The organism is Streptococcus sp. SM3, assembly GCF_027497875.1.
On the sequence record NZ_JAJNSA010000021.1, the window covers coordinates 1 to 24,354 of the forward strand.

20 protein-coding genes are annotated in these 24,354 nt (G+C 42.7%); 14 read left to right on the top strand and 6 right to left on the bottom strand.

Annotation, left to right across the window (positions count from 1 at the left end; translation table 11 throughout):
* The coding region (locus PAN06_RS05200; protein ID WP_269795774.1) for a DUF975 family protein at positions 1–353 on the bottom strand (353 nt) is incomplete at its 3' end.
* Positions 354–471: 118 nt separating this feature from the next.
* Between PAN06_RS05200 and tgt the strand changes: the two genes are divergently transcribed.
* From tgt to pepC, 9 genes are all read left to right on the top strand, one after another.
* Positions 472–1,614: a tRNA guanosine(34) transglycosylase Tgt gene (gene tgt, locus PAN06_RS05205; RefSeq protein WP_001285237.1), complete on the top strand. Its 1,143-nt coding sequence runs from the start codon at positions 472–474 to the stop codon at positions 1,612–1,614.
* 100 nt (positions 1,615–1,714) lie between these two features.
* Entirely contained in the window at positions 1,715–3,532 is a 1,818-nt protein-coding gene (locus tag PAN06_RS05210; RefSeq protein ID WP_269795775.1) for an acyltransferase family protein, read from the top strand.
* A gap of 151 nt (positions 3,533–3,683) precedes the next feature.
* Positions 3,684–4,835 (top strand): N-acetylglucosamine-6-phosphate deacetylase, encoded by a 1,152-nt coding sequence (gene nagA / locus PAN06_RS05215; RefSeq protein WP_247933039.1) that lies wholly within the window; start codon positions 3,684–3,686, stop codon positions 4,833–4,835.
* 347 nt (positions 4,836–5,182) lie between these two features.
* Complete coding sequence (locus PAN06_RS05220; RefSeq protein WP_269795776.1) at positions 5,183–9,574, top strand: PolC-type DNA polymerase III; 4,392 nt, start codon at positions 5,183–5,185, stop codon at positions 9,572–9,574.
* An 18-nt stretch (positions 9,575–9,592) separates the two neighbouring features.
* A complete protein-coding gene (locus tag PAN06_RS05225) occupies positions 9,593–9,745 on the top strand; it encodes a hypothetical protein (RefSeq protein WP_000776626.1) in 153 nt (50 codons plus the stop codon).
* A 23-nt stretch (positions 9,746–9,768) separates the two neighbouring features.
* Entirely contained in the window at positions 9,769–11,010 is a 1,242-nt protein-coding gene (locus PAN06_RS05230) for an aminopeptidase (protein ID WP_269795777.1), read from the top strand.
* 9 nt (positions 11,011–11,019) lie between these two features.
* On the top strand, positions 11,020–11,250 hold the full coding sequence (locus PAN06_RS05235; protein WP_000901572.1) for a GlsB/YeaQ/YmgE family stress response membrane protein: 231 nt from the start codon (positions 11,020–11,022) through the stop codon (positions 11,248–11,250).
* Between the two features lie 268 nt (positions 11,251–11,518).
* On the top strand, positions 11,519–12,241 hold the full coding sequence (locus tag PAN06_RS05240) for a pseudouridine synthase (protein ID WP_269795778.1): 723 nt from the start codon (positions 11,519–11,521) through the stop codon (positions 12,239–12,241).
* Between the two features lie 111 nt (positions 12,242–12,352).
* Positions 12,353–13,687, top strand: coding sequence for an aminopeptidase C (pepC, locus tag PAN06_RS05245; protein ID WP_269795779.1), 1,335 nt, complete (start codon positions 12,353–12,355; stop codon positions 13,685–13,687).
* A gap of 160 nt (positions 13,688–13,847) precedes the next feature.
* Here pepC and PAN06_RS05250 read toward each other — a convergent pair whose 3' ends face one another.
* The 5 genes from PAN06_RS05250 to PAN06_RS05270 all read right to left on the bottom strand — a co-directional run bounded on the left by PAN06_RS05250 (position 13,848) and on the right by PAN06_RS05270 (position 18,940).
* Positions 13,848–14,759 (bottom strand): PTS system mannose/fructose/sorbose family transporter subunit IID, encoded by a 912-nt coding sequence (locus PAN06_RS05250; protein ID WP_000136858.1) that lies wholly within the window; start codon positions 14,757–14,759, stop codon positions 13,848–13,850.
* A gap of 14 nt (positions 14,760–14,773) precedes the next feature.
* Complete coding sequence (locus PAN06_RS05255; RefSeq protein WP_033683013.1) at positions 14,774–15,586, bottom strand: PTS mannose/fructose/sorbose transporter subunit IIC; 813 nt, start codon at positions 15,584–15,586, stop codon at positions 14,774–14,776.
* A 74-nt stretch (positions 15,587–15,660) separates the two neighbouring features.
* Positions 15,661–16,650 carry a PTS sugar transporter subunit IIB gene (locus PAN06_RS05260; RefSeq protein ID WP_033688085.1) on the bottom strand — a complete coding sequence of 330 codons (990 nt, stop codon included), beginning with the start codon at positions 16,648–16,650 and terminating at the stop codon, positions 15,661–15,663.
* A 233-nt stretch (positions 16,651–16,883) separates the two neighbouring features.
* On the bottom strand, positions 16,884–17,903 hold the full coding sequence (gene adhP / locus PAN06_RS05265; RefSeq protein WP_000649186.1) for an alcohol dehydrogenase AdhP: 1,020 nt from the start codon (positions 17,901–17,903) through the stop codon (positions 16,884–16,886).
* Positions 17,904–18,127: 224 nt separating this feature from the next.
* Complete coding sequence (locus PAN06_RS05270) at positions 18,128–18,940, bottom strand: Cof-type HAD-IIB family hydrolase (protein WP_269795780.1); 813 nt, start codon at positions 18,938–18,940, stop codon at positions 18,128–18,130.
* Positions 18,941–19,128: 188 nt separating this feature from the next.
* On the opposite strand from PAN06_RS05270, the gene PAN06_RS05275 reads away from it, so the two are divergent.
* The 5 genes from PAN06_RS05275 (at position 19,129) to folE (ending at position 24,234) form a co-directional block, all read left to right on the top strand.
* Positions 19,129–20,547, top strand: coding sequence for an NCS2 family permease (locus PAN06_RS05275; RefSeq protein ID WP_020903071.1), 1,419 nt, complete (start codon positions 19,129–19,131; stop codon positions 20,545–20,547).
* 52 nt (positions 20,548–20,599) lie between these two features.
* Positions 20,600–21,307: a CPBP family intramembrane glutamic endopeptidase gene (locus tag PAN06_RS05280; protein ID WP_269795787.1), complete on the top strand. Its 708-nt coding sequence runs from the start codon at positions 20,600–20,602 to the stop codon at positions 21,305–21,307.
* A 93-nt stretch (positions 21,308–21,400) separates the two neighbouring features.
* A complete protein-coding gene (gene folP / locus PAN06_RS05285) occupies positions 21,401–22,375 on the top strand; it encodes a dihydropteroate synthase (protein WP_269795781.1) in 975 nt (324 codons plus the stop codon).
* Position 22,376: 1 nt separating this feature from the next.
* Entirely contained in the window at positions 22,377–23,699 is a 1,323-nt protein-coding gene (locus PAN06_RS05290; protein WP_269795782.1) for a folylpolyglutamate synthase/dihydrofolate synthase family protein, read from the top strand.
* Positions 23,680–24,234 (top strand): GTP cyclohydrolase I FolE, encoded by a 555-nt coding sequence (folE, locus tag PAN06_RS05295; RefSeq protein ID WP_000380917.1) that lies wholly within the window; start codon positions 23,680–23,682, stop codon positions 24,232–24,234. Before PAN06_RS05290 ends, folE begins: the two co-directional genes overlap by 20 nt.
* The last annotated feature ends 120 nt before the right edge of the window (positions 24,235–24,354 follow it).

A 24,354-nucleotide genomic window follows, 5' to 3' on the forward strand; every position in this document is an offset into this window, starting at 1 on the left:
AAAGTTTGTGAAAAGTACTCTTCGTTAAAGAGAGTGAGACTATTTTTGACGGATAGTTCTGTATCTGGATTCTTGATGAGTTTCAGAGTTGTATAAACTGAACTGGTTAGAAGTATCGTCCCGACAAAGGAGACTAATAGTGGAAAAAGGTAAGCTTGGAATACATGACCAAGCACGCTTAAAAAGGGTTGCTCTAAAATAGACTCGTTGATACGCTCTAAGGGATTAAGGAAGCCAGATAAGATGACCAGCATGCTAGGTAAGAGATAGACGAGAAAGAGGCGGGGATTTTCAGCCTGAAATTGTCTGGCCTGCAGACGAATGGTTTTTAAATCAATTTTTGGGTATTTCATTCTCTCATTATACACCATAGTTCGTGACAGTTCCAGCTTTTTTTGATAAAATCATACAGTATGCCCTTGGGTACAAAGTATGAACTGGGACTGTTTTTCCCAGCTTCGGAGGTAAAAAATGTCAGATTCACCAATCAAATATCGTTTGATTAAGAAAGAAAAACACACGGGAGCTCGTCTGGGAGAAATCATCACACCCCACGGTACCTTCCCAACACCTATGTTTATGCCAGTTGGGACACAAGCCACTGTCAAAACTCAGTCGCCTGAAGAATTGAAGGAGATGGGTTCGGGAATTATCCTATCAAACACCTATCATCTCTGGCTTCGCCCTGGAGATGAACTCATCGCACGCGCTGGTGGTCTTCACAAGTTCATGAATTGGGACCAGCCTATCTTGACAGATAGTGGTGGTTTCCAGGTCTATTCCTTAGCAGATAGCCGCAATATTACAGAAGAAGGTGTAACTTTTAAAAACCATCTCAATGGTTCTAAGATGTTCCTGTCTCCAGAAAAGGCCATCTCTATCCAAAATAATCTGGGTTCAGACATCATGATGTCCTTTGACGAATGTCCTCAGTTTTATCAACCTTACGACTACGTTAAGAAATCAATCGAGCGTACCAGCCGTTGGGCTGAGCGTGGTTTGAAGGCTCATCGTCGTCCGCATGATCAAGGATTATTTGGGATTGTGCAAGGGGCAGGATTTGAAGATTTGCGTCGCCAATCGGCTCATGACCTTGTCAGCATGGATTTCCCAGGCTACTCTATCGGTGGTTTGGCAGTGGGAGAAACCCACGAAGAAATGAATGCGGTCTTGGACTTTACAACCCAACTGCTGCCTGAAAATAAACCTCGCTATTTGATGGGTGTGGGAGCGCCAGATAGCTTGATTGATGGGGTGATTCGTGGGGTGGATATGTTTGACTGTGTCTTGCCGACTCGTATCGCTCGTAACGGAACTTGTATGACCAGTCAAGGTCGTTTGGTTGTCAAAAATGCCCAGTTTGCTGAGGACTTTACGCCACTGGATCCTGAGTGTGATTGCTACACATGTAAGAACTATACACGCGCTTATCTTCGTCACCTGCTTAAGGCTGATGAAACCTTTGGTATCCGCTTAACTAGCTACCACAACCTTTACTTCTTGCTCAACCTGATGAAGCAAGTACGCCAAGCCATCATGGATGACAATCTCTTGGAATTCCGTGAGTATTTTGTAGAAAAATATGGCTATAATAAGTCAGGACGTAATTTCTAAAATAGAATTGATATAAGCTAAAAATCCTAAGTTTTCTCTTGGGATTTTTCTTCTTTTTTTGATAGAATAAAGTGTATAATGAAAGGGAGAATAAACTCGTATGCGCATTAAATGGTTTTCCTTGATTAGGATTACAGGTTTACTTTTGGTACTCTTGTATCATTTCTTTCAGACCATCTTTCCTGGAGGATTTTTCGGGGTGGATGTCTTTTTCACATTTTCAGGATTTCTGATTACGGCTCTACTCATCGAAGAATTTTCTAAAAATCATGAGATTGACTTGATAGGATTTTTTAGGAGACGCTTTTATCGGATTGTGCCACCTGTGGTTTTGATGGTCTTGGTAACCATGCCCTTTACTTTTCTAGTTCGCCAAGATTATGTGGCTGGAATTGGGGGTCAGATTGCGGGTGTTTTAGGTTTCATGACAAACTTCTATGAGCTCCTAACAGGTGGGAGTTATGAATCTCAGTTCATTCCACATTTGTTTGTTCATAATTGGAGCTTGGCTGTTGAGGTTCACTACTATATCCTCTGGGGATTGGCAGTTTGGTTCTTATCTAAACAGTCCAGATCAAATGGTCAGTTGAAGGGAATGGTCTTTCTCTTATCTGCTGCTGCCTTCTTGATCAGCTTCTTCTCCATGTTTATTGGTAGTTTTCTAGTAACCTCTTATTCCTCTGTTTACTTCTCCAGTTTAACTCATGTCTATCCATTCTTTTTGGGAAGTGTGTTAGCAACTATCGTAGGCGTTCGTCAGACGACTTCCCTAGTTAAGCAATTGGATAAAATCTGGGATTTACGCAAGACCCTTTTAGTTTTTGCAGGAGGTTTTGGCTTCTTACTCATTTTGACCTTCTTTGTCAAATTTACCTATCTCTTTGCCTATCTTATGGGCTTCTTGCTTGCCAGCCTTGCAGCCATTACTATGATTCTGGCGGCGCGTGTCTTACATGAAAAGACTCCTAACATGCAGGAGCCAAAGATTATCAGCTTTTTAGCGGATACTAGCTATGCGGTTTATCTTTTCCATTGGCCTTTCTATATTATTTTCTCACAGTTGACATCAAATCTTCTTGCTGTGTTACTGACTTTGATTTTTTCTTATGGATTCGCCAGTCTTTCATTTTATGTATTGGAACCTTGGATTGCAGGAAAGGACACACCTATTATACAAACCCTTCGTCCCCTGCCTCATATTCACACAATCCTTGCAGCAAGTACAGGAATCTTGGCCTTCATTGTCTTCTTAGTAACTCTGCTGGCACCACAAGTGGGAGCTTTTGAGACAGACTTAACTGTCAATGGCTTGAAGCAAGCTGCAACAAATATTAGCCAGACTAAGGTGATGACAGAACGAGCAGAAGCTGATAGTTTAGGAATTGCTGATGGCACTATGTTAATTGGTGATTCGGTAGCACTAAGAGCTAATACAGCCTTGCAGACAGCCCTTCCAGGGGCACAGATTAATGCACAAGTAAGCAGAACAACCAAGACCGCCAACGAAATCATGCTCAACAATAGCCAGAATAAATTTCTACCAAAGATGGTGGTTATTGCAACTGGGGTAAATAATCCTGAAAATTACAAGGAAGACTGGGATAGTATCGTAAAAAATCTTCCTAAGGGCCACCATATGGTTTTGGTGACTCCTTATGAGGGAGATAAGACAAAAGAGACCTATGCAATCGTTGAGAAAGAGGCTGCCTATATGAGAGAATTGGCAGAGAAGACTCCTTACATCACGATAGCAGATTGGAATCAAGTTGCGAAAGAGCATCCAGAAATTTGGACTGGAACAGATCAAGTCCATTTTGGAAGTGACAATAGTAAAATTGAAGCAGGAGCAAAATTGTATGCAGATACCATTGCTGCAGCCTTGCAAACAGCTCAAGACAAGCCAGTCAAATCAAAATAACTTGTATTTAAAAGAGAAGAGTTGGAAAAATCCAGCTCTTTTAAAATATCTCTAGAAAATAGGTCTATACCATTTACAAATAAAAAAGAAAGGTTTATAATGTAATTGACATAATAAATTGTGGAATCAATCTTTTAAGGAGGTTAACATTATGCCTAACTATATTAAAGCGGATCAATTTTTCTACCCACACGGAGTTCGTCGTGGTGGTTACTTGGAACTTGTGGATGGCAAGTTTGGAAAACATGTCGAGCAGATTCCTGAGGGAGCGGAGATTATTGACTATACAGGTTATAGCATTGCTCCAGGACTTGTAGATACCCACATTCATGGATTTGGCGGTGTGGATGTTATGGATAATAATATCGAAGGCACCCTTCATACCATGAGTGAAGGACTCCTCAGCATGGGGGTAACGAGCTTCTTGCCAACCACTTTGACATCATCTTATGAGCAATTGCTTGCGGTAACAGAAAATATTGGTGTTCGTTACCAGGAAGCAAGTGGAGCCAAGATTCGTGGAATCTATTTCGAAGGGCCTTATTTCACAGAGAAATACAAGGGGGCTCAAAACCCTGCTTACATGAAAGATCCTCGTATGGATGAGTTCCGTACTTGGCAAAAAGCAGCAAATGGCTTGCTAAATAAAATTGCCCTTGCGCCAGAGCGTGAAGGTGTAGAAGACTTTGTACGGACTATCACTGGAGAAGGTGTGACGGTTGCTCTTGGGCACTCAAACGCGACTTTTGATGAAGCTAAAAAAGCAGTCGATGCTGGAGCGAGTGTTTGGGTACACGCCTACAATGGCATGCGTGGCTTGACTCACCGCGAACTGGGTATGGTTGGAGCCATGTACCAATTGCCACATACCTATGCAGAGTTGATCTGTGACGGCCATCACGTAGATCCAAAAGCCTGCGAAATTCTTATCAAACAAAAAGGAACAGAAAACATCGCTCTTATCACAGACTGTATGACAGCGGGTGGATTGGAAGACGGCGACTACATGTTGGGAGAATTCCCAGTTGTCGTTGCCAATGGAACTGCTCGTCTCAAATCTACAGGTAACTTGGCGGGTTCTATTCTCAAACTCAAAGACGGTTTGAAGAATGTGGTTGACTGGAACATTGCCTCTCCACACGAAGCAGTTATGATGGCAAGCTTCAACCCAGCTAAATCCGTTCACATTGATGATGTCTGTGGCCAAATCCGTGAAGGCTACGACGCTGACTTTATCGTACTAGATAAAGATTTGGAATTGGTAGCAACCTATCTAGATGGTGTGAAACGATATCAAGCATAAGAGAGAAGGCAGAAGTTAGAGCTTACTTTCTGTTCAGGTTTTATAAATGAGAAACTGCACCCCAAAAGTTAGATTTTTTCTGTCTAACTTTTGGGGTATTTTCTTTATGTGTAAAATAGAACTAACTTCTCTGGATAAATCATTTATCTAACTTTTTTTGGGGAGTACTGTTATGAAAATTTTTTAATTTCCTTAAACTCATTCTTTTTCTATAGGTAAATCTCCTTAAATGAGTAGTAAAAGTACAAATAAGAAAATTCTTTGTTGTCTTGAAGTGGCTTCCTTTTGTCTTTAGAAAATACCTTTAAATATGGTAAAATAGTAGGAGAATAATGTGAGGAAAATGAATGTCAAACAGTTTTGAAATTTTGATGAATCAACTGGGGATGTCTGCTGAAATGAGACAGGCTCCTGCTTTATCACAGGCTGATATTGAGCGAGTTGTGGTTCATAAAATTAGTAAGGTATGGGAGTTTCATTTCGTATTTTCTAATATTTTACCGATTGAAATCTTTTTAGAATTAAAGAAGGGTTTGAGTGAGGAATTTTCTAAGACAGGCAATAAAGCTGTTTTCGAAATCAAGGCTCTATCTCAAGAATTTTCAAACCAACTCTTGCAGGCCTACTATAAAGAGGCTTTTTCTGAAGGGCCATGTGCTAGTCAAGGTTTTAAGTCCCTTTATCAAAATCTGCAAGTTCGTGCTGAGGGAAATCAACTCTTTATTGAGGGTTCTGAGGCGATTGATAAGGAACATTTTAAGAAGAATCATCTTCCTAATTTAGCCAAACAACTTGAAAAGTTTGGTTTTCCAACTTTTAATTGTCAAGTCGAGAAGAATGATGTCATGACTCAAGAGCAGGAAGAGGCCTTTCATGCTGAAAATGAGCAGATTGTTCAAGCGGCCAATGAGGAAGCGCTCCGTGCTATGGAACAACTAGAACAGATGGCACCTCCTCCAGCGGAAGAGAAACCATCCTTTGATTTTCAAGCTAAAAAAGCTGCATCTAAACCGAAGCTGGATAAGGCAGAGATTACTCCTATGATTGAAGTGACGACGGAGGAAAATCGTTTGGTCTTTGAAGGGGTTGTTTTTGATGTGGAGCAAAAAGTGACCAGAACAGGGCGTGTTTTGATCAACTTTAAAATGACGGACTACACTTCAAGTTTTTCTATGCAAAAATGGGTTAAGAATGAAGAGGAAGCTCAGAAATTTGATCTCATCAAAAAGAATTCTTGGCTTCGTGTTCGTGGGAATGTAGAGATGAATAACTTCACACGCGATTTGACTATGAACGTACAGGATGTGCAGGAAGTTGTTCACTATGAGCGGAAGGATTTGATGCCAGAAGGTGAGCGCCGGGTTGAGTTTCATGCTCATACTAATATGTCGACCATGGATGCACTACCCGAGGTAGAAGAGATCGTTGCGACAGCTGCTAAGTGGGGACACAAGGCGGTTGCCATCACGGACCATGGGAATGTCCAGTCCTTCCCACACGGCTATAAGGCGGCCAAGAAAGCGGGAATCCAGCTGATCTATGGTATGGAAGCCAATATCGTGGAGGACCGTGTTCCTATCGTCTATAACGAAGTGGAGATGGACTTGTCAGAAGCAACCTATGTGGTCTTTGACGTGGAAACGACGGGTCTATCAGCCATCTATAATGACTTGATTCAGGTTGCAGCCTCTAAGATGTACAAGGGGAATGTTATTGCTGAATTTGATGAATTTATCAATCCTGGACATCCCTTGTCAGCTTTTACTACTGAGTTGACTGGAATTACAGATGACCATGTCAAAAATGCCAAACCACTAGAACAAGTTTTGCAAGAATTCCAAGAATTCTGCAAGGATACAGTCTTAGTTGCCCATAATGCTACCTTTGACGTTGGCTTTATGAATGCCAATTATGAGCGTCATGGTTTGCCTAAGATTAGTCAACCAGTGATTGATACGCTTGAGTTTGCTAGAAACCTGTATCCTGAGTATAAACGTCATGGTTTGGGGCCTTTGACTAAGCGTTTTGGTGTGGCCTTAGAGCATCACCACATGGCCAACTACGATGCGGAAGCTACAGGTCGCCTGCTTTTCATCTTTATCAAAGAAGTAGCAGAAAAACATGGCGTGACCAATCTAGCTAGACTTAACATTGATTTGATTAGTCCAGATTCTTATAAAAAAGCTCGGATCAAGCATGCGACTATTTATGTCAAGAATCAGGTAGGTCTAAAAAATATCTTTAAGCTGGTTTCCTTGTCTAATACTAAGTACTTTGAAGGGGTGCCACGGATTCCGAGAACGGTTTTAGATGCCCATCGGGAAGGTTTGATTTTAGGTTCAGCTTGCTCTGAAGGTGAAGTTTTTGATGCAGTCGTTTCCCAAGGTGTGGATGCGGCGGTTGAGGTGGCCAAGTATTATGACTTTATTGAGATCATGCCACCAGCTATCTATGCGCCATTGATCGCCAAGGAGCAGGTCAAGGATATGGAAGAACTACAGACCATTATCAAAAGTTTGATAGAGGTCGGCGACCGTCTTGGCAAGCCCGTTTTGGCTACGGGAAATGTCCACTATATCGAACCAGAAGAAGAGATTTACCGTGAAATTATCGTCCGTAGTTTGGGACAGGGGGCGATGATTAACCGAACTATTGGTCATGGCGAACATGCCCAACCCGCTCCTCTTCCAAAAGCTCATTTTAGAACGACTAATGAAATGTTGGATGAATTTGCATTCTTGGGAGAGGAATTAGCTCGCAAATTGGTTATTGAAAATACCAATGCCTTGGCAGAAATCTTTGAACCCGTTGAGGTTGTTAAGGGTGACTTGTATACGCCTTTCATTGACAAGGCTGAAGAAACGGTCGCTGAATTGACCTATAAGAAGGCCTTTGAGATTTATGGTAATCCGCTGCCAGATATCGTTGATTTGCGGATTGAAAAAGAACTAACCTCTATTCTGGGGAATGGATTTGCTGTGATTTATCTGGCCTCGCAGATGCTGGTTCAACGTTCCAATGAACGGGGCTACTTGGTTGGTTCTCGTGGGTCTGTCGGATCTAGTTTTGTTGCGACTATGATTGGGATTACGGAGGTCAATCCTCTCTCTCCTCACTATGTCTGTGGTCAGTGTCAGTACAGTGAGTTTATCACCGATGGTTCTTATGGTTCAGGATTTGATATGCCTAATAAGGACTGTCCAAAATGTGGTCATAAACTCAGCAAAAACGGACAGGATATTCCGTTTGAGACCTTCCTTGGTTTTGATGGGGATAAGGTTCCTGATATTGACTTGAACTTCTCGGGAGAAGATCAGCCTAGCGCTCACTTGGATGTGCGTGATATCTTTGGTGAGGAATATGCCTTCCGTGCGGGAACGGTTGGTACGGTGGCTGCCAAGACCGCTTATGGATTTGTCAAGGGTTACGAGCGAGATTATGGAAAGTTTTATCGTGATGCAGAGGTGGAACGTCTTGCTCAAGGTGCTGCTGGTGTCAAGCGGACAACAGGACAACACCCAGGAGGAATCGTTGTTATTCCTAACTACATGGATGTTTACGACTTTACGCCTGTCCAGTATCCAGCGGATGATGTGACAGCTGAATGGCAAACGACTCACTTTAACTTCCATGATATCGACGAGAACGTCCTCAAACTCGATGTGCTGGGACATGATGATCCGACCATGATTCGGAAACTTCAGGACTTGTCTGGGATTGATCCTAATGAAATCCCTATGGATGACGAAGGTGTGATGGCCCTCTTTTCTGGGACGGATGTGTTAGGGGTAACACCTGAGCAAATCGGGACGCCTACGGGGATGTTGGGGATTCCAGAGTTTGGAACCAACTTTGTCCGAGGCATGGTCGATGAAACCCATCCGACAACTTTTGCGGAGTTGCTTCAGTTGTCAGGGTTGTCCCATGGTACCGACGTTTGGCTGGGCAATGCCCAAGATTTGATTAAACAAGGGATTGCTGACCTATCGACTGTTATCGGTTGTCGAGATGACATCATGGTTTACCTCATGCATGCTGGTCTCGAACCTAAGATGGCCTTTACCATCATGGAACGGGTACGTAAGGGCTTGTGGCTCAAGATTTCAGAAGAGGAACGCAATGGCTACATCGAAGCCATGAAGGCTAATAAGGTACCAGAGTGGTATATCGAATCCTGTGGGAAAATTAAGTATATGTTCCCCAAAGCCCATGCGGCAGCCTACGTTATGATGGCCTTGCGTGTAGCTTACTTCAAGGTTCATCATCCCATTTATTACTACTGTGCTTACTTCTCAATCCGTGCTAAGGCTTTTGATATCAAGACCATGGGAGGGGGCTTAGATGCTATCAAGCGTAGAATGGAAGAAATCGCTGAAAAACGGAAGAATAATGAAGCCTCTAATGTGGAAATTGACCTCTATACAACTCTTGAGATTGTCAATGAAATGTGGGAACGCGGTTTCAAGTTTGGCAAACTAGATCTCTACCGTAGTCAGGCGACAGAGTTCCTTATCGATGGGGATACCCTCATCCCGCCATTTGTTGCTATGGATGGTCTGGGAGAGAACGTTGCCAAGCAATTGGTGCGAGCGCGTGAAGAGGGAGAATTCCTATCTAAAACAGAATTGCGCAAGCGTGGTGGACTCTCATCAACCTTGGTTGAAAAGATGGATGAAATGGGTATTCTTGGAAATATGCCAGAGGATAATCAGTTGAGTTTGTTTGATGAGTTGTTTTAAGGTCTTGGAGGAAAAAAGATGAAACTAAGAATTTTTGCGGAAGACAAGCCGGCTGAGAAGGTGTTTGAGTATCAATTGGAACTTGCTGACCAGACAATTCTTCTATCAACAGCACTCTTGTCAGGTGCTATTGCTTTAGCAGGATTATTCTCTGCTTTGAAAGAAAAATAAACAAAAAGAAAAGGAAGAATAAAATGGTTTTACCAAATTTTAAAGAAAATCTAGAAAAATATGCTAAATTATTGGTTGCGAACGGAATTAATGTGCAACCTGGTCACACTTTGGCTCTCTCTATCGATGTGGAGCAACGTGAGTTGGCGCATTTGATCGTCAAAGAAGCTTATGCTTTGGGTGCACATGAGGTGATCGTTCAGTGGACAGATGATGTCATTAACCGTGAGAAATTCCTCCATGCGCCAATGGAGCGTCTGGACAATGTGCCAGAATACAAGATTGCTGAGATGAACTATCTCTTGGAGAACAAAGCTAGCCGTCTCGGAGTTCGTTCATCTGATCCAGGTGCTTTGAACGGTGTGGATGCTGACAAGCTTTCAGCTTCTGCTAAAGCTATGGGACTTGCTATGAAGCCAATGCGCATCGCAACGCAATCCAACAAGGTTAGCTGGACTGTGGCAGCCGCTGCTGGACTTGAGTGGTCCAAGAAAGTCTTTCCAAATGCTGCGAGCGATGAAGAAGCAGTCGATCTCCTTTGGGACCAAATCTTCAAAACTTGCCGTGTCTACGAAGAAGATCCTGTTAAGGCGTGGGAAGAGCATGCAGCTATCTTGAAGAGCAAGGCCGATATGCTTAATAAGGAGCAATTTTCAGCTCTTCACTACACAGCGCCGGGGACAGATTTGACACTTGGTTTGCCAAAGAACCACGTTTGGGAATCAGCTGGTGCTATCAATGCACAGGGCGAAGGATTCTTGCCAAATATGCCGACAGAGGAAGTCTTCACAGCACCTGACTTCCGTCGTGCAGATGGTTATGTCACTTCTACAAAACCGCTTAGCTACAACGGAAATATCATTGAAGGCATTAAGGTGACCTTTAAGGATGGACAAATCGTAGATATCACTGCTGAGAAGGGTAATCAAGTGATGAAAGATCTTGTATTTGAAAATGCGGGTGCACGTGCCTTAGGTGAATGTGCCTTGGTGCCAGATCCAAGCCCAATTTCTCAGTCAGGCATTACCTTCTTTAATACCCTTTTCGATGAGAATGCGTCAAATCACTTGGCTATCGGTGCAGCCTATGCGACTAGCGTAGTTGGTGGAGCGGAGATGAGCGAAGAGGAGCTTGAAGCTGCGGGGCTTAACCGTTCAGATGTTCACGTAGACTTTATGATTGGTTCTAACCAAATGGATATCGATGGTATCCGTGAGGATGGGACACGTGTACCACTCTTCCGTAACGGAGATTGGGCAAATTAAGGAGATAATATGTTAGGAAGTATGTTCGTTGGTCTCCTAGTGGGATTTTTAGCAGGTACTCTGACCAATCGTGGAGAGCGAATGGGATGTTTTGGAAAAATGTTTCTAGGCTGGATTGGTGCCTTTATAGGCCACTTGCTTTTTGGGACTTGGGGACCGATAATAGCAGGAACTGCCATTATTCCGGCAGTACTAGGTTCCATGATTGTCTTAGCGATTTTCTGGAGACGAGGAAGTTAATTTCTTAAATCTGATACTCAATGAAAATCAAAGAGCAAACTAGGAAACTAGCCGCAGGTTGCTCAAAGCACTGCTTTGAGGTTGTAGATAGAACTGACGAAGTCAGCTCAAAACACTGTTTTGAGGTTGCAGATAGAACTGACGAAGTCAGTAACATATATACGGCAAGGCGACGTTGACGCGGTTTGAAGAGATTTTTGAAGAGTATGAAACGAAAAGGAGGTTGGTCATTGAGACAGCCTCCTTTTGAGTGTGATATAATAGTTCTATGAGATTGGATAAATTTTTAGTTGCCTGCGCTGTAGGGAGTCGGACAGAGGTCAAAAACATGCTCAAGTCTGGGCGCGTGACGGTAAATGGTAAAAAAGAAAAGTCAGCTAAATTGCAGATTGATGAAGAAAGAGATGAGATTCGCTTTGATGGGCAAGTGTTGGAGTATGAAGAGTTTGTCTACTACATGATGAACAAGCCCAAAGGAGTTATCTCAGCGACTGAGGATCCCAAGCACAGAACCGTTCTGGACTTGCTGGATGATATTGCTCGGAGCAAGGAAGTTTTCCCAGTAGGACGCTTGGATATTGACACGCATGGTCTTTTACTCTTGACCAATGACGGCAAGCTTGCCCATGCTCTTCTTTCACCCAAGCGTCATGTGGATAAGACGTATCTGGCTCAGGTCAAGGGAATGATGACCCAAGAAGATGCGGAGACATTTGCCAAGGGAATTCCTCTTAAGGATTTTACCTGTCAGCCTGCTAGACTGGAGCTTGTTTCCATAGATATAGAAAAGAATCAAAGCCAAATCCGTGTGACCATTGCAGAAGGGAAGTTTCATCAGGTCAAGCGTATGGTGGCTTACTGTGGTAAGGAAGTGGTGGACTTGCAACGTTTGACTATGGGAACGCTAGTATTGGATGAGAACTTGCAGCGAGGAGAATGGCGTCGCTTGACCAAGGAAGAATTAGAAGATCTTCTTGCTAGTATTGCTTAATTTGGTTTATATTCGAAAAAGGTGAGGAAGAATATCCTTGCCTTCTATGTTTTTCAGTTGCTTCCTTTGTGAAAAGAGTTATAATAGACTGTAGAATAAAAGGAGGAATCTATGAACGCGATTCAAGAATCATTTACTGATAAACTATTTGCCAACTATGAAGCAAATGTAAAATACCAAGCGATTGAAAATGCTGCCAGCCACAACGGAATTTTTGCAGCCCTTGAGCGTCGCCAAAGCCATGTAGACAACACCCCTGTTTTCTCATTGGATTTGACCAAGGACAAGGTCACTAACCAGAAAGCATCTGGTCGTTGCTGGATGTTCGCAGCCCTCAACACCTTCCGTCACAAACTCATTTCACAATATAAATTGGAAAATTTTGAGTTGTCACAGGCCCACACCTTCTTCTGGGACAAGTATGAGAAATCAAACTGGTTCTTGGAACAAGTGATTGCGACTGCAGACCAAGACTTGACGAGCCGTAAGGTTAAATTCCTACTTCAAACTCCCCAACAAGATGGCGGTCAATGGGATATGGTCGTTTCTCTCTTTGAGAAATACGGTGTCGTGCCTAAGTCAGTTTACCCTGAATCTGTTTCATCTAGTAGCAGCCGTGAGCTAAATGCAATCCTTAACAAATTGCTTCGCCAAGATGCTCAAATTTTGCGTGACTTGCTTACTTCTGGTGCGGATCAAGCGACTGTTCAAGCTAAGAAAGAAGACCTCTTGCAAGAAATCTTTAATTTCCTTGCTATGTCACTAGGTCTTCCACCACGTAAATTTGATTTTGCTTATCGCGATAAAGATAACAACTACCAAAGTGAAAAGGGCATTACACCACAAGAGTTTTACAAGAAATATGTCAATCTTCCTCTAGAAGATTATGTTTCTGTTATCAACGCCCCAACTGCTGACAAGCCTTACGGCAAATCTTACACAGTTGAGATGTTGGGAAATGTGGTTGGTAGCCGTGAGGTTCGTTACATCAACGTACCGATGGAGCGCTTGAAAGAATTGGCGATTGCTCAAATGCAAGCAGGTGAGACTGTTTGGTTTGGTTCAGATGTTGGTCAGCTCAGCAACCGCAAAGCTGGAATCCTTGCGACAGATGTTTATGACTTCGAATCAAGCATGGACATTAAACTCACTCAAGACAAGGCTGGACGTCTGGACTACAGCGAAAGCTTAATGACTCACGCCATGGTCTTGACAGGTGTTGATTTGGATGAAAATGGCAAGTCAACAAAGTGGAAGGTTGAAAACTCTTGGGGAGACAAGGTCGGTACAGATGGCTACTTCGTTGCCTCAGACGCTTGGATGGACGAATACACTTACCAAATCGTTGTTCGCAAAGAATTGCTGACAGCCGAAGAACAAGCTGCCTATGAAGCAGAACCAATCGTACTTGCACCATGGGATCCAATGGGAGCCTTGGCAGAATAATACTCAATGAAAATCAAAGAGCAAACTAGGAAGCTAGCCGCAGGCTGTACTTGAGTACGGTAAGGCGACGCTGACGTGGTTTGAATTTGATTTTCGAAGAGTATAAAAGCATAGAAAAAAGGAATCAGGTTTAGAACCTGGTTCCTTTTAAGTTGCTTGATTACATGATACCGAAGAAACGAGCTGCGATACCTACTGCAAAGAGTGCAAGGATGATTGAGATAGGTGATACTTTTTTCTTAAGCAACCACATGCAAAGGAAAGTAAGGAGAAGTCCCATCAATCCTGGAATCAATGAGTTCAACTGACCTTGAAGGGTTTGTGGTTGAATCTTATCTAGGCTCAATCCACCAAGTGCTTGACCAAGGATACCTTTCAATTCAGCACCTGATACAGGACCTTCTGGGAAGTTGATGTAGGCACCTTCAGCCAATTGTTTACCAGGAAGGTTAACTGTGAAGTTGATAGATACCCAACGTTGTACAAGGACGGCAAGGATGAACATACCAAGGATAGAAGCACCTTTAGTGATGTCTTTCAAAATACCACCAGACATGTCTTTAGTGATTTCAGATCCAGCTTTGTAACCAAATTCTTGTGTGTACCATAGGAAGGCCATACGGATAGCGTTCCATCCGAAGAAGAAGAGAAGTGGACCAACCAAGTTACCAGATGCAGCAAGTGATGCACCAAGAGCTCCAAGGATAGGACGAACTGTAAACCAGAATACTGGGTCACCGATACCAGCAAGAGGGCCCATCATACCGATTTTAACCCCTTGGATAGCAGCGTCGTCGATTTCAACACCGTTCGCACGTTCTTCTTCAAGTGCAAGAGTAACCCCCATGATTGGAGCAGCTACGTATGGGTGAGTGTTGAAGAACTCAAGGTGGCGCTCAAGAGCAGCCGCTTGGTCTTCTTTAGTAGTGTACAATTTTTTGATAGCTGGGATCAATGAGTAAGCCCAACCCAAGTTTTGCATACGCTCGTAGTTCCAAGAACCTTGAAGGAATTGTGAACGCCACCAAACTTTTTTACGATCTGATTTTGATAATTGAAGTTTTTCAGTCATGATTGTTCCCCTTTCTAGTAGTCTTCTAGGATATCACCGATTGGGTCGTTAGAAGTCGCAGCTCCGCCGCCACCGTTACCACCTTGTTTTGAAAGGTTAAGGTAGATGAAAGCAAGGGCAACACCGACTACACCAAGGGCAATCAAAGTCAATTGAGAAATCGCAGCAAGTGCAAAACCGATTGCGAAGAATGGCCATACTTCACGAGTTGCCATCATGTTGATAACCATAGCGTAACCAACGGCAACGACCATAGCACCACCGACAGCCATACCACCGTTCAACCAGTCTGGCATCAATTTAAGAGCATCTTGAACGGCAGAAGCTGGGATAGCGATAAGGAAGGCTGCAGGGATAGCAATACGAAGACCTTGAAGAAGAAGTGCGATAAAGTGAGCACGTTCAACAGCTGCAATATTTCCTTCTTTAGCGGCAGCATCTGCAGTGTGAACCAAACCAACTGAGATTGTACGAACAATCATAGTCAAGAAAAGTCCAGCTACGGCAAGAGGGATAGCTGTTGCTGTTGCAACGGCGATACCTTCAGTAGTAAAGTTACCACCTTTAATCAAGATGATGGCTGCGGCAACAGATGCAAGAGCAGCGTCAGGAGCTACGGCAGCTCCGATGTTTGCCCAACCAAGGGCGATCATTTGAAGTGATCCACCAAGCATAACACCTGCTTCGAGGTTACCAGTTGCAAGTCCGATAAGGGTACATGCGACGATTGGTTGATGGAATTGGAATTGGTCGAGGATACCTTCAAGACCTGCAAGGAAGGCAACAACTACAACCAAGACAGCAGAAATAATTGAAATATCTGACATGGTTTTATTCCTTTTCTATTTAATGATAATAAAGTGAAAAATTTTCTTAGAATTCTTCTATAGTTTGATATTTGTTATTGAACGTTGGCTTTGCTAATCAAGTCAAACAAATCTTTTTTAGTGTCGTTTGGTACTTTACGTACGTCAAATTCAACACCGAGGTCACGCATTTTTTCAAATGTAGCAACGTCATCTTTGTCCATAGACAAAACGTTGTTGACCATTGTTTTACCTGTTGAGTGAGCCATTGATCCTACGTTAAGGGTCTTGATTGGCACGCCACCTTCGATTGCACGAAGGGCATCTTGAGGTGTTTCAAACAAGATAAGGGCATGTGTTTCTCCAAAGCGTGGGTCTTTTGAAACCTCAATCAATTTTTGAATTGGAACCACATTGGCTCTGACATTATTTGGAGCTGCTTGTTTAATCAATTCTTTACGAAGATCGTCGTTGGCAACGTTATCTGAAGCAACGATGATACGGTCTGCTTTTGAATCTGGAGTCCAAGCAGTGGCAACCTGACCGTGAAGGAGACGAGTGTCCAGACGGGCAAGGTTAATCTTGAGTTTTCCATCTCCGATAACAGTTCCTTCTGGGATAGCAGCTTGGGCAACTGGAGCAGCTGCAGCACTTGCAACTTCTTCAACTGGATTTAACTCTTCTGGAAGAGCCTTGATGCCATCTTTGGCTTCTTTGATAATATTCGCAGCGACTTTTTCTACACCTGCAGCAGCGTCCATAAGGCGCTCTGTGTAGGCTTGAATTAACATCGGTAAGTTAAGTCCTGTGATGATGGCAAACTTACGCTCAGGATTTTCTCCCATCACGCGACTAGCTTGGTTAAATGGAGATCCACTCCAAAGGTCAGCCAAAACTAGAACCTCATCTTCTGCGTCAAATGCAGCAACAGCGTTATTAAACTTAGCGTATAGATCATCAGGACCTTCATTTGGCATAAAGGTTACAACTTGAACCTTTTCTTGTTCACCAAAGATCATAGATCCTGACTGATGAATACCCGCAGCAAATTCGCCGTGGCTCGCAATAATGATTCCGATACTCATTATTGTCATTCCTCCTTTTTTGTTTTAGTTTTCGTTTAAGAAAACTTTAAGACTGTTTAAGTATAAACCGTTTTCATGTAAAAAGCAACTATTTAACATAAAAAAGGGAAAAGGCTTCTTTTGTAAATATTGATATATTAAGTTTTAGAGAAGTTTTTTTGAATCCTTATTAAAAAATTTAATATAAAAAAGTTGGAAGCGCATTCCAACTTTTAAAATAGGTTTCTAATAGATTAGTGGGTGAAGTCGAGTACCATACGTCCTTGGATTTGACCTTTTTCCATTTCGTCGAAAATGGCTACAGCATCTTCTACTGGACGTTTTTGAACAACTGGAACTACTAAACCTTCTGCACCGAATTGGAAGGCTTCTTCCAAGTCTTTACGAGTTCCAACAAGAGAACCGATGACTTGGATTCCATCTAGAACGGTTTTGACGATGCTGAGTTCCATCATTTCAGAAGGAAGACCAACAGCGACTACGCGACCACCAGCACGAACTGAGTCAACAGCCTGGTTGAAGGCAACTTTAGATACAGCAGTTACGACAGCTGAATGAGCTCCACCATCAGTTTTTTCCTTGATGAGTCCAGGTACATCTTCAACTTCTAGGCCGTTAATAACAATGTCAGCACCTACTTCTTTTGCAAGGGCAAGTTTGTCGTTATTGATATCAACTGCGATGACATGAGCATTGAATACTTTTTTAGCGTATTGAACAGCTAGGTTACCAAGTCCACCAGCACCGTAAAGAACAACCCATTGGCCTGGTTCAACTTTTGCTTCTTTTATAGCTTTATAGGTTGTTACACCAGCACATGTGATAGATGAAGCTTGGGCTGGATCAAGTCCGTCAGGAACTTTAACAGCATAGTCTGCTGTTACGATACATTGTTCAGCCATACCACCATCTACTGAGTAGCCGGCATTTTTTACTGTACGGCAAAGAGTTTCACGGCCAGTTGTACAGTATTCGCAAGTGCCACATCCTTCAAAGAACCAAGCAACGCTGACGCGGTCACCGACTTTAAGGCTTTTCACATCTGGGGCAATTTCTTTAACGATACCAACACCTTCGTGACCTAGGACACGTCCTGGTACTTGACCAAAGTCACCATGGGCAACGTGGAGGTCAGTGTGGCAAACACCACAGTATTCAATTTCTACAAGTGCTTCCCCAGTTTCAAGTGGACGGAGTACTTTTTCCTCAACAGCAACACCAGTGCTTTCTGGATTTACAACAACAGCTTTCATAGCTATCCTCCTTGATATTAACTGAGAGCAGGAGAAACAGGACTGGATTGATTTTGTGTCAACAGAGTCGAGTATGACGAGCTCTCTTATATTTATATGTGAAGTATATCACAAAAGAAAGCCTTTTCCAAGGTTTTGGAGGCAAAAAATAGAACAATCGCTTAACTGGTTGATGAGACTGTGAAAAGAGCACAAAGACCAGCTCGCAAGCTGGTCAGAATGGACTATAAGAATAAATCTTGCAGGGTTTTGGCAACACCGTCTTGGTCGTTGGTCAGGGCGATTTGCTCATCTGCATAGGGGAGTAGCTCAGGATTGGCATTTTTCATGGCATAACCTTTCCCAGCAAAAGCGAGCATTTCGGTATCGTTGTGTTCATCTCCAAAGGCAATCAAATCCTTTTTGTCGCGGTTCATTACCTTGAGCAAGTAGTCCAAAGCAAAGGCCTTGTTGACACCTTTTGGGGTACATTCAAGGATATTGAGCGGACCTCCCCAGGTATTGATAGACAGTTGATGCTGGTAGAAGGCGTTCATTTCTTTTGCCAAGGCATATTTGTCACTGGCTCTGGTCTGTAACAGAATACAGTTAGGATCCTTGGTTACTAACTCTGGCTGAAATTGATCTTCAGGCTGGAAAGCTTCTACCCCAAATAGTTTGGGATTAGCAATTTCTTCATTGGGATTTGTGATATAGAATTTTTTACGGTATTCTCCAGCGATAAAATCGGCTTGAATGTCCTCTGAACGTTGAACCATATCTAGCAGATATTTTTTGTCTACGGTTAAACACTTTTCAAAGCTCCAAACTTGGTCTGGTAAATGAGTGAGGGAGCCATTGAAGTTAATCATAGGAGTGTCTAAGCCCAGTTCACGGTAAAAATCTTTTGACATACGGTAAGGGCGACCTGTCGTAATAATAACCTGATGGCCTTTTTCAGTAACTTTTTTTATGGTTTTTTTGGTAAAGTCAGAAATTTGACTGTCTGAGTTGAGTAGGGTTCCATCCAGGTCAACTGCAATAATTTTTTTCGTCATAGGGACCTTTCTAGTGTCTTTTCAGATAAGATGTCTTCTATTATAACAGAAAGCCGGCAGAAAAGCAGATTCCAAACAAAAAATGAATTGGATCAATTTCTTAAATAAATCAAACAAAGATATTGAAAAAGTGAATGATAAATGATATAATTCTATTATTGTTCGTAAAAATTAAAAGGAGATTAATAATGGACAAATTATTTAAACTAAAAGAGAACGGTACAGACGTTCGTACAGAGGTTCTCGCTGGTTTAACAACTTTCTTTGCAATGAGTTATATTCTCTTTGTAAATCCACAAATTCTTTCGCAAACAGGAATGCCTGCTCAAGGTGTCTTCCTAGCGACGATCATTGGTGCAGTAGCGGGTACCTTGATGATGGCCTTCTATGCTAACTTACCTTATGCCCAAGCACCAGGTATGGGATTGAATGCCTTCTTTACCTTTACAGTTGTATTTGGACTCGGTTATTCTTGGCAACAAGCCCTAGCTATGGTCTTCATCTGTGGGATTATCTCACTGATTATTACCTTGACAAATGTTCGTAAAATGATCATTGAATCGATTCCAAATGCTCTTCGCTCAGCTATTTCAGCTGGTATCGGTGTCTTCCTTGCCTACGTAGGAATTAAGAATGCTGGATTTTTGAAATTTACGATTGATCCAGGTAACTATACTGTTGTAGGAGAAGGGGCTGACAAAGCTAAAGCAACGATTGCAGCAAACTCTTCAGCAGTTCCAGGATTGGTTGACTTTAATAACCCAGCTGTTTTGGTGGCACTTGCAGGACTGGCCATTACAATCTTCTTTGTTATCAAAGGAATTAAAGGGGGAATTATCCTCTCTATCTTGACAACAACTATTCTTGCTATCGCAGTTGGTTTGGTAGATTTGTCAAGCATCGATTTTGCTAATAACCATGTTGGTGCAGCCTTTGAAGACTTGAAGACAGTCTTTGGTGCAGCTCTTGGTTCAGAAGGTTTGGGAGCTTTGATTTCAGATACAGCTCGCTTGCCTGAAACTCTGATGGCTATTCTTGCCTTCTCATTGACAGATATTTTTGATACAATTGGTACCTTGATCGGTACAGGTGAAAAAGTTGGTATCGTAGCGACAAATGGTGAAAATCACCAATCAGCTAAGTTGGATAAGGCTCTTTACTCTGACTTGATTGGTACTTCAATTGGTGCCATCGCTGGTACTTCGAACGTAACGACTTATGTTGAGTCTGCTGCTGGTATCGGTGCGGGTGGACGTACTGGTTTGACAGCCTTGGTCGTAGCTATCTGTTTTGCAATCTCAAGCTTCTTTAGCCCACTTCTAGCGATTGTACCAACAGCCGCTACAGCTCCAATCTTGATTATCGTTGGGATTATGATGTTGGCTAGCTTGAAAAATATCCATTGGGACGATATGTCTGAAGCGGTTCCTGCTTTCTTCACATCTATCTTTATGGGATTCAGCTACTCTATCACTCAAGGGATTGCAGTTGGTTTCTTGACTTACACTTTGACTAAGCTTGTTAAAGGTCAAGCTAAAGATGTTCATGTCATGATTTGGATTTTGGATGCCTTGTTTATCCTTAACTACATCAGTATGGCCTTATAATAGGATAACCCAGGGGGATTTTCCCCCTTTTTTAATATAAAGGAGATGGGTGATGAAAGAGAAAAATATGTGGAAAGAATTATTGAATCGTGCAGGTTGGCTGTTAATCTTTTTGCTGGCGACAATTTTATATCAGATTCCTATAGGGGTTACTGCTATTTTAACTTTAAATGCAGTACAACTGTTGCAGTCAGGACTGATAGTTGCTGGTATTTCGATTGTGGTTTTGGCACTATTTATTTTTGGAGCTCGTAAAACGCAATTAGCAAGTTTTAATTTTTCTTTTTTTAGAGCGAAGGATTTGGCACGTTTGGGCTTGAGTTATTTAGTCATTATCTGTTCAAATATACTTGGTTCTATCTTGTTACAACTGTCAAATGAGACGACAACAGGTAACCAGTCTCAGATTAACGATATGGTTCAGAATAGTTCTCTGATTTCCAGTTTCTTCTTATTGGCCTTGCTTGCTCCGATTTGTGAGGAAATCTTGTGCCGTGGGATTGTTCCTAAAAAGATTTTCCGAGGAAAAGAGAACTTGGGATTTGTAGTCGGTACGATTGTGTTTGCTTTATTGCATCAACCAAGTAATTTACCTTCTTTATTGATTTATGGAGGTATGTCGACTGTTCTGTCTTGGACGGCTTACAAGACCCAACGTTTGGAAATGTCTATCTTGCTTCACATGATTGTGAATGGGGTTGCTTTCTGTTTGTTGGCTCTTGTGGTGATCATTAGTCGGACATTAGGGATTTCTGTTTAAGATTTTTGACAATTGCTTACTTGTTTCTACTGGGAAAAAGATGAATGCAATCGTGTCCATCTTTTTCTTTTTATGGTAAAATAGAGAAATAATATGGTGAAAAGCCTTGAGGGAGTGACCGATATGTCAAGTAAAGCCAATCATGCGAAGACAGCTATTTGCGGAATTATCAATGTAACCCCAGACTCCTTTTCGGACGGTGGTCAATTTTTTGCTCTTGAGCAGGCACTCCAGCAGGCTCGTAAATTGATAGCAGAAGGAGCCAGCATACTAGATATCGGTGGAGAATCAACTCGGCCGGGAAGTAGCTATGTTGAGATAGAAGAGGAAATCCAGCGTGTTGTTCCAGTGATCAAAGCTATTCGCAAGGAAAGTGATGTCCTCATCTCTATTGATACTTGGAAGAGTCAGGTAGCAGAAGCTGCTTTGGCTGCTGGTGCCAATCTAGTCAATGATATCACTGGTCTCATGGGTGATGAAAAAATGGCCCATGTGGTTGCTAAGGCTGGAGCGAAAGTAGTCATTATGTTTAATCCAGTTATGGCACGACCTCAGCACCCTAGCTCGCTCATCTTCCCTCATTTTGGTTTTGGACAAGCTTTTACAGAGGAAGAGTTAGCTGACTTTGAAAAATTGACAATCGAAGAATTGATGGAGGCTTTCTTTGAACGAGCACTAGCGAGAGCAGAGGAAGCTGGTATTGCACCAGAAAATATCTTGTTGGATCCAGGAATTGGCTTTGGTCTGACCAAGAAAGAAAATCTGCTTCTTTTACGGGACCTGGATAAACTACATCAGAAGGGCTATCCAATCTTTCTTGGAGTGTCGCGCAAGCGCTTTGTCATCAATATCCTTGAAGAAAGTGGTTTTGAAGTCAATCCTGAGACAGAGCTTGGTTTCCGAAATCGGGATACGGCTTCGGCTCATGTAACCAGTATCGCTGCGAGACAGGGTGTGGAAGTGGTGCGCGTGCATGATGTAGCTAGTCACAGGATGGCAGTTGAAATTGCCTCCGCTATTCGTCTGGCTGATGAAGCGGAAAATTTAGATTTAAAACAATATAAATAAGATGAAAGAAATTGAAAACAATCAGTGGATTGCCAACTATCGGACGGACCAACCGCATTTTGGCTTGGAACGAATGGTGGAATTGTTAGCTTTGCGTGGCAATCCCCATTTCAAACTCAAGGTCATCCATATCGGAGGGACCAATGGCAAGGGTTCGACCATTGCTTTTTTGAAAAATATGTTGGAAAAGCTAGGGCTGAGAGTTGGCGTGTTTAGCTCGCCCTATCTCATTCATTACACAGACCAGATTAGCATCAATGGGGAATCTATCCCAGAAGCGAGACTAGAAGCTCTCATGGTGGACTATCAGTCTTTGCTTGAGGGGGAGAAGGGCCTTGCTTTACAAGGAACGACCGAATTTGAGATTATCACAGCCATAGCCTATGACTACTTTGCTTCAGAGCAAGTAGATGTGGCCATCATGGAAGTCGGCATGGGTGGACTTTTAGATAGTACCAATGTCTGTCAGCCCATTTTGACAGGAATTACGACTATTGGATTGGACCATGTAGCCCTACTTGGTGACACCTTGGAAGCCATAGCAGAGCAGAAAGCTGGTATTATCAAACAAGGTATTCCCTTGGTGACAGGTCGTATTGCTCCAGAAGCTTTGGCTGTGATTGACCGCATTGCGGAAGGGAAAGATGCGCCGAGATTTGCCTACGGGACAGATTATCAGGTCAGCCATCAAAAGAGTGTGGTTACAGGCGAAGTCTTTGACTATACAAGTGTTGTCAGACAAGGTCGCTTCCAGACTGGCCTGCTTGGTTTGCACCAGATAGAGAATGCTGGGATGGCCATAGCTTTACTTGATACATTTTGTCAAGAGGATGGTCGAGAGCTAGCAAGTAATGACTTGCTTGCTCAAGCCCTGGAAAAAACAAGTTGGCCGGGGCGTTTGGAAATCGTGTCAAGGAAGCCCTTGATTATCTTGGATGGGGCCCATAATCCCCATGCTATCAAAGCTTTATTAGCAACCTTGCAAGAACGCTTTGCGGATTATCGTAAGGAAATCCTCTTTACTTGCATCAAAACCAAGGCCTTGGAGGATATGTTGGATTTGTTGAAGCAAATTCCAGATACCGAGCTTACTTTGACACATTTTGACGATAGTCGGGCGACTGATGAAAGCGTGCTGGAAGAGGCAGCAAAGTCTAGAAATCTCAGCTACCAAGGTTGGCAAGAATTTCTAGAGCAGAAATTGACAGATAAAAAAGAAGAGAAACAAACAGTTAGGATTGTCACGGGTTCCTTGTATTTCTTGAGCCAAGTGAGAGCCTATCTGATGGAGAGGAAAAACGAAAATGGATACACAAAAGATTGAAGCAGCTGTAAAAATGATTATCGAGGCTGTCGGAGAGGACGCTAACCGTGAGGGCTTGCAGGAAACACCTGCTCGTGTGGCTCGTATGTACCAAGAGATTTTTTCAGGGCTTGGTCAAACAGCGGAGGAACATTTGTCAAAATCTTTTGAGATTATTGACGATAATATGGTGGTAGAAAAGGATATCTTTTTCCATACCATGTGTGAACACCACTTTCTACCATTTTATGGGAGAGCACATATTGCCTACATTCCAGATGGCCGTGTGGCAGGTTTGTCTAAGCTAGCCCGTACGGTTGAAGTTTATTCTAAAAAGCCGCAAATTCAAGAACGTTTGAATATCGAAGTGGCTGATGCCTTGATGGAGTATCTAGGTGCTAAAGGAGCCTTTGTTGTCATTGAGGCGGAACATATGTGTATGAGCATGCGAGGTGTTAGAAAACCAGGCACTGCAACCTTGACGACAGTAGCTCGTGGTCTATTTGAAACAGATAAGGACCTCCGAGATCAGGCTTATCGTTTAATGGGACTATAATACTCTTCGAAAATCAAATTCAAACCACGTCAGCTTCCATCTGCAACCTCAAAACAGTGTTTTGAGCAGCCTGCGGCTAGCTTCTTAGTTTGCACTTTGATTTTCATTGAGTATAAAAAG

Coding starts and splice junctions, on each gene's coding strand:
- tgt (WP_001285237.1), top strand. CDS start 472: ATGTCAGATTCACCAATCAAATATCGTTTGATTAAGAAAGAAAAACAC.
- PAN06_RS05210 (WP_269795775.1), top strand. CDS start 1,715: ATGCGCATTAAATGGTTTTCCTTGATTAGGATTACAGGTTTACTTTTG.
- nagA (WP_247933039.1), top strand. CDS start 3,684: ATGCCTAACTATATTAAAGCGGATCAATTTTTCTACCCACACGGAGTT.
- PAN06_RS05220 (WP_269795776.1), top strand. CDS start 5,183: ATGTCAAACAGTTTTGAAATTTTGATGAATCAACTGGGGATGTCTGCT.
- PAN06_RS05225 (WP_000776626.1), top strand. CDS start 9,593: ATGAAACTAAGAATTTTTGCGGAAGACAAGCCGGCTGAGAAGGTGTTT.
- PAN06_RS05230 (WP_269795777.1), top strand. CDS start 9,769: ATGGTTTTACCAAATTTTAAAGAAAATCTAGAAAAATATGCTAAATTA.
- PAN06_RS05235 (WP_000901572.1), top strand. CDS start 11,020: ATGTTAGGAAGTATGTTCGTTGGTCTCCTAGTGGGATTTTTAGCAGGT.
- PAN06_RS05240 (WP_269795778.1), top strand. CDS start 11,519: ATGAGATTGGATAAATTTTTAGTTGCCTGCGCTGTAGGGAGTCGGACA.
- pepC (WP_269795779.1), top strand. CDS start 12,353: ATGAACGCGATTCAAGAATCATTTACTGATAAACTATTTGCCAACTAT.
- PAN06_RS05250 (WP_000136858.1), bottom strand. CDS start 14,759: ATGACTGAAAAACTTCAATTATCAAAATCAGATCGTAAAAAAGTTTGG.
- PAN06_RS05255 (WP_033683013.1), bottom strand. CDS start 15,586: ATGTCAGATATTTCAATTATTTCTGCTGTCTTGGTTGTAGTTGTTGCC.
- PAN06_RS05260 (WP_033688085.1), bottom strand. CDS start 16,650: ATGAGTATCGGAATCATTATTGCGAGCCACGGCGAATTTGCTGCGGGT.
- adhP (WP_000649186.1), bottom strand. CDS start 17,903: ATGAAAGCTGTTGTTGTAAATCCAGAAAGCACTGGTGTTGCTGTTGAG.
- PAN06_RS05270 (WP_269795780.1), bottom strand. CDS start 18,940: ATGACGAAAAAAATTATTGCAGTTGACCTGGATGGAACCCTACTCAAC.
- PAN06_RS05275 (WP_020903071.1), top strand. CDS start 19,129: ATGGACAAATTATTTAAACTAAAAGAGAACGGTACAGACGTTCGTACA.
- PAN06_RS05280 (WP_269795787.1), top strand. CDS start 20,600: ATGAAAGAGAAAAATATGTGGAAAGAATTATTGAATCGTGCAGGTTGG.
- folP (WP_269795781.1), top strand. CDS start 21,401: ATGGTGAAAAGCCTTGAGGGAGTGACCGATATGTCAAGTAAAGCCAAT.
- PAN06_RS05290 (WP_269795782.1), top strand. CDS start 22,377: ATGAAAGAAATTGAAAACAATCAGTGGATTGCCAACTATCGGACGGAC.
- folE (WP_000380917.1), top strand. CDS start 23,680: ATGGATACACAAAAGATTGAAGCAGCTGTAAAAATGATTATCGAGGCT.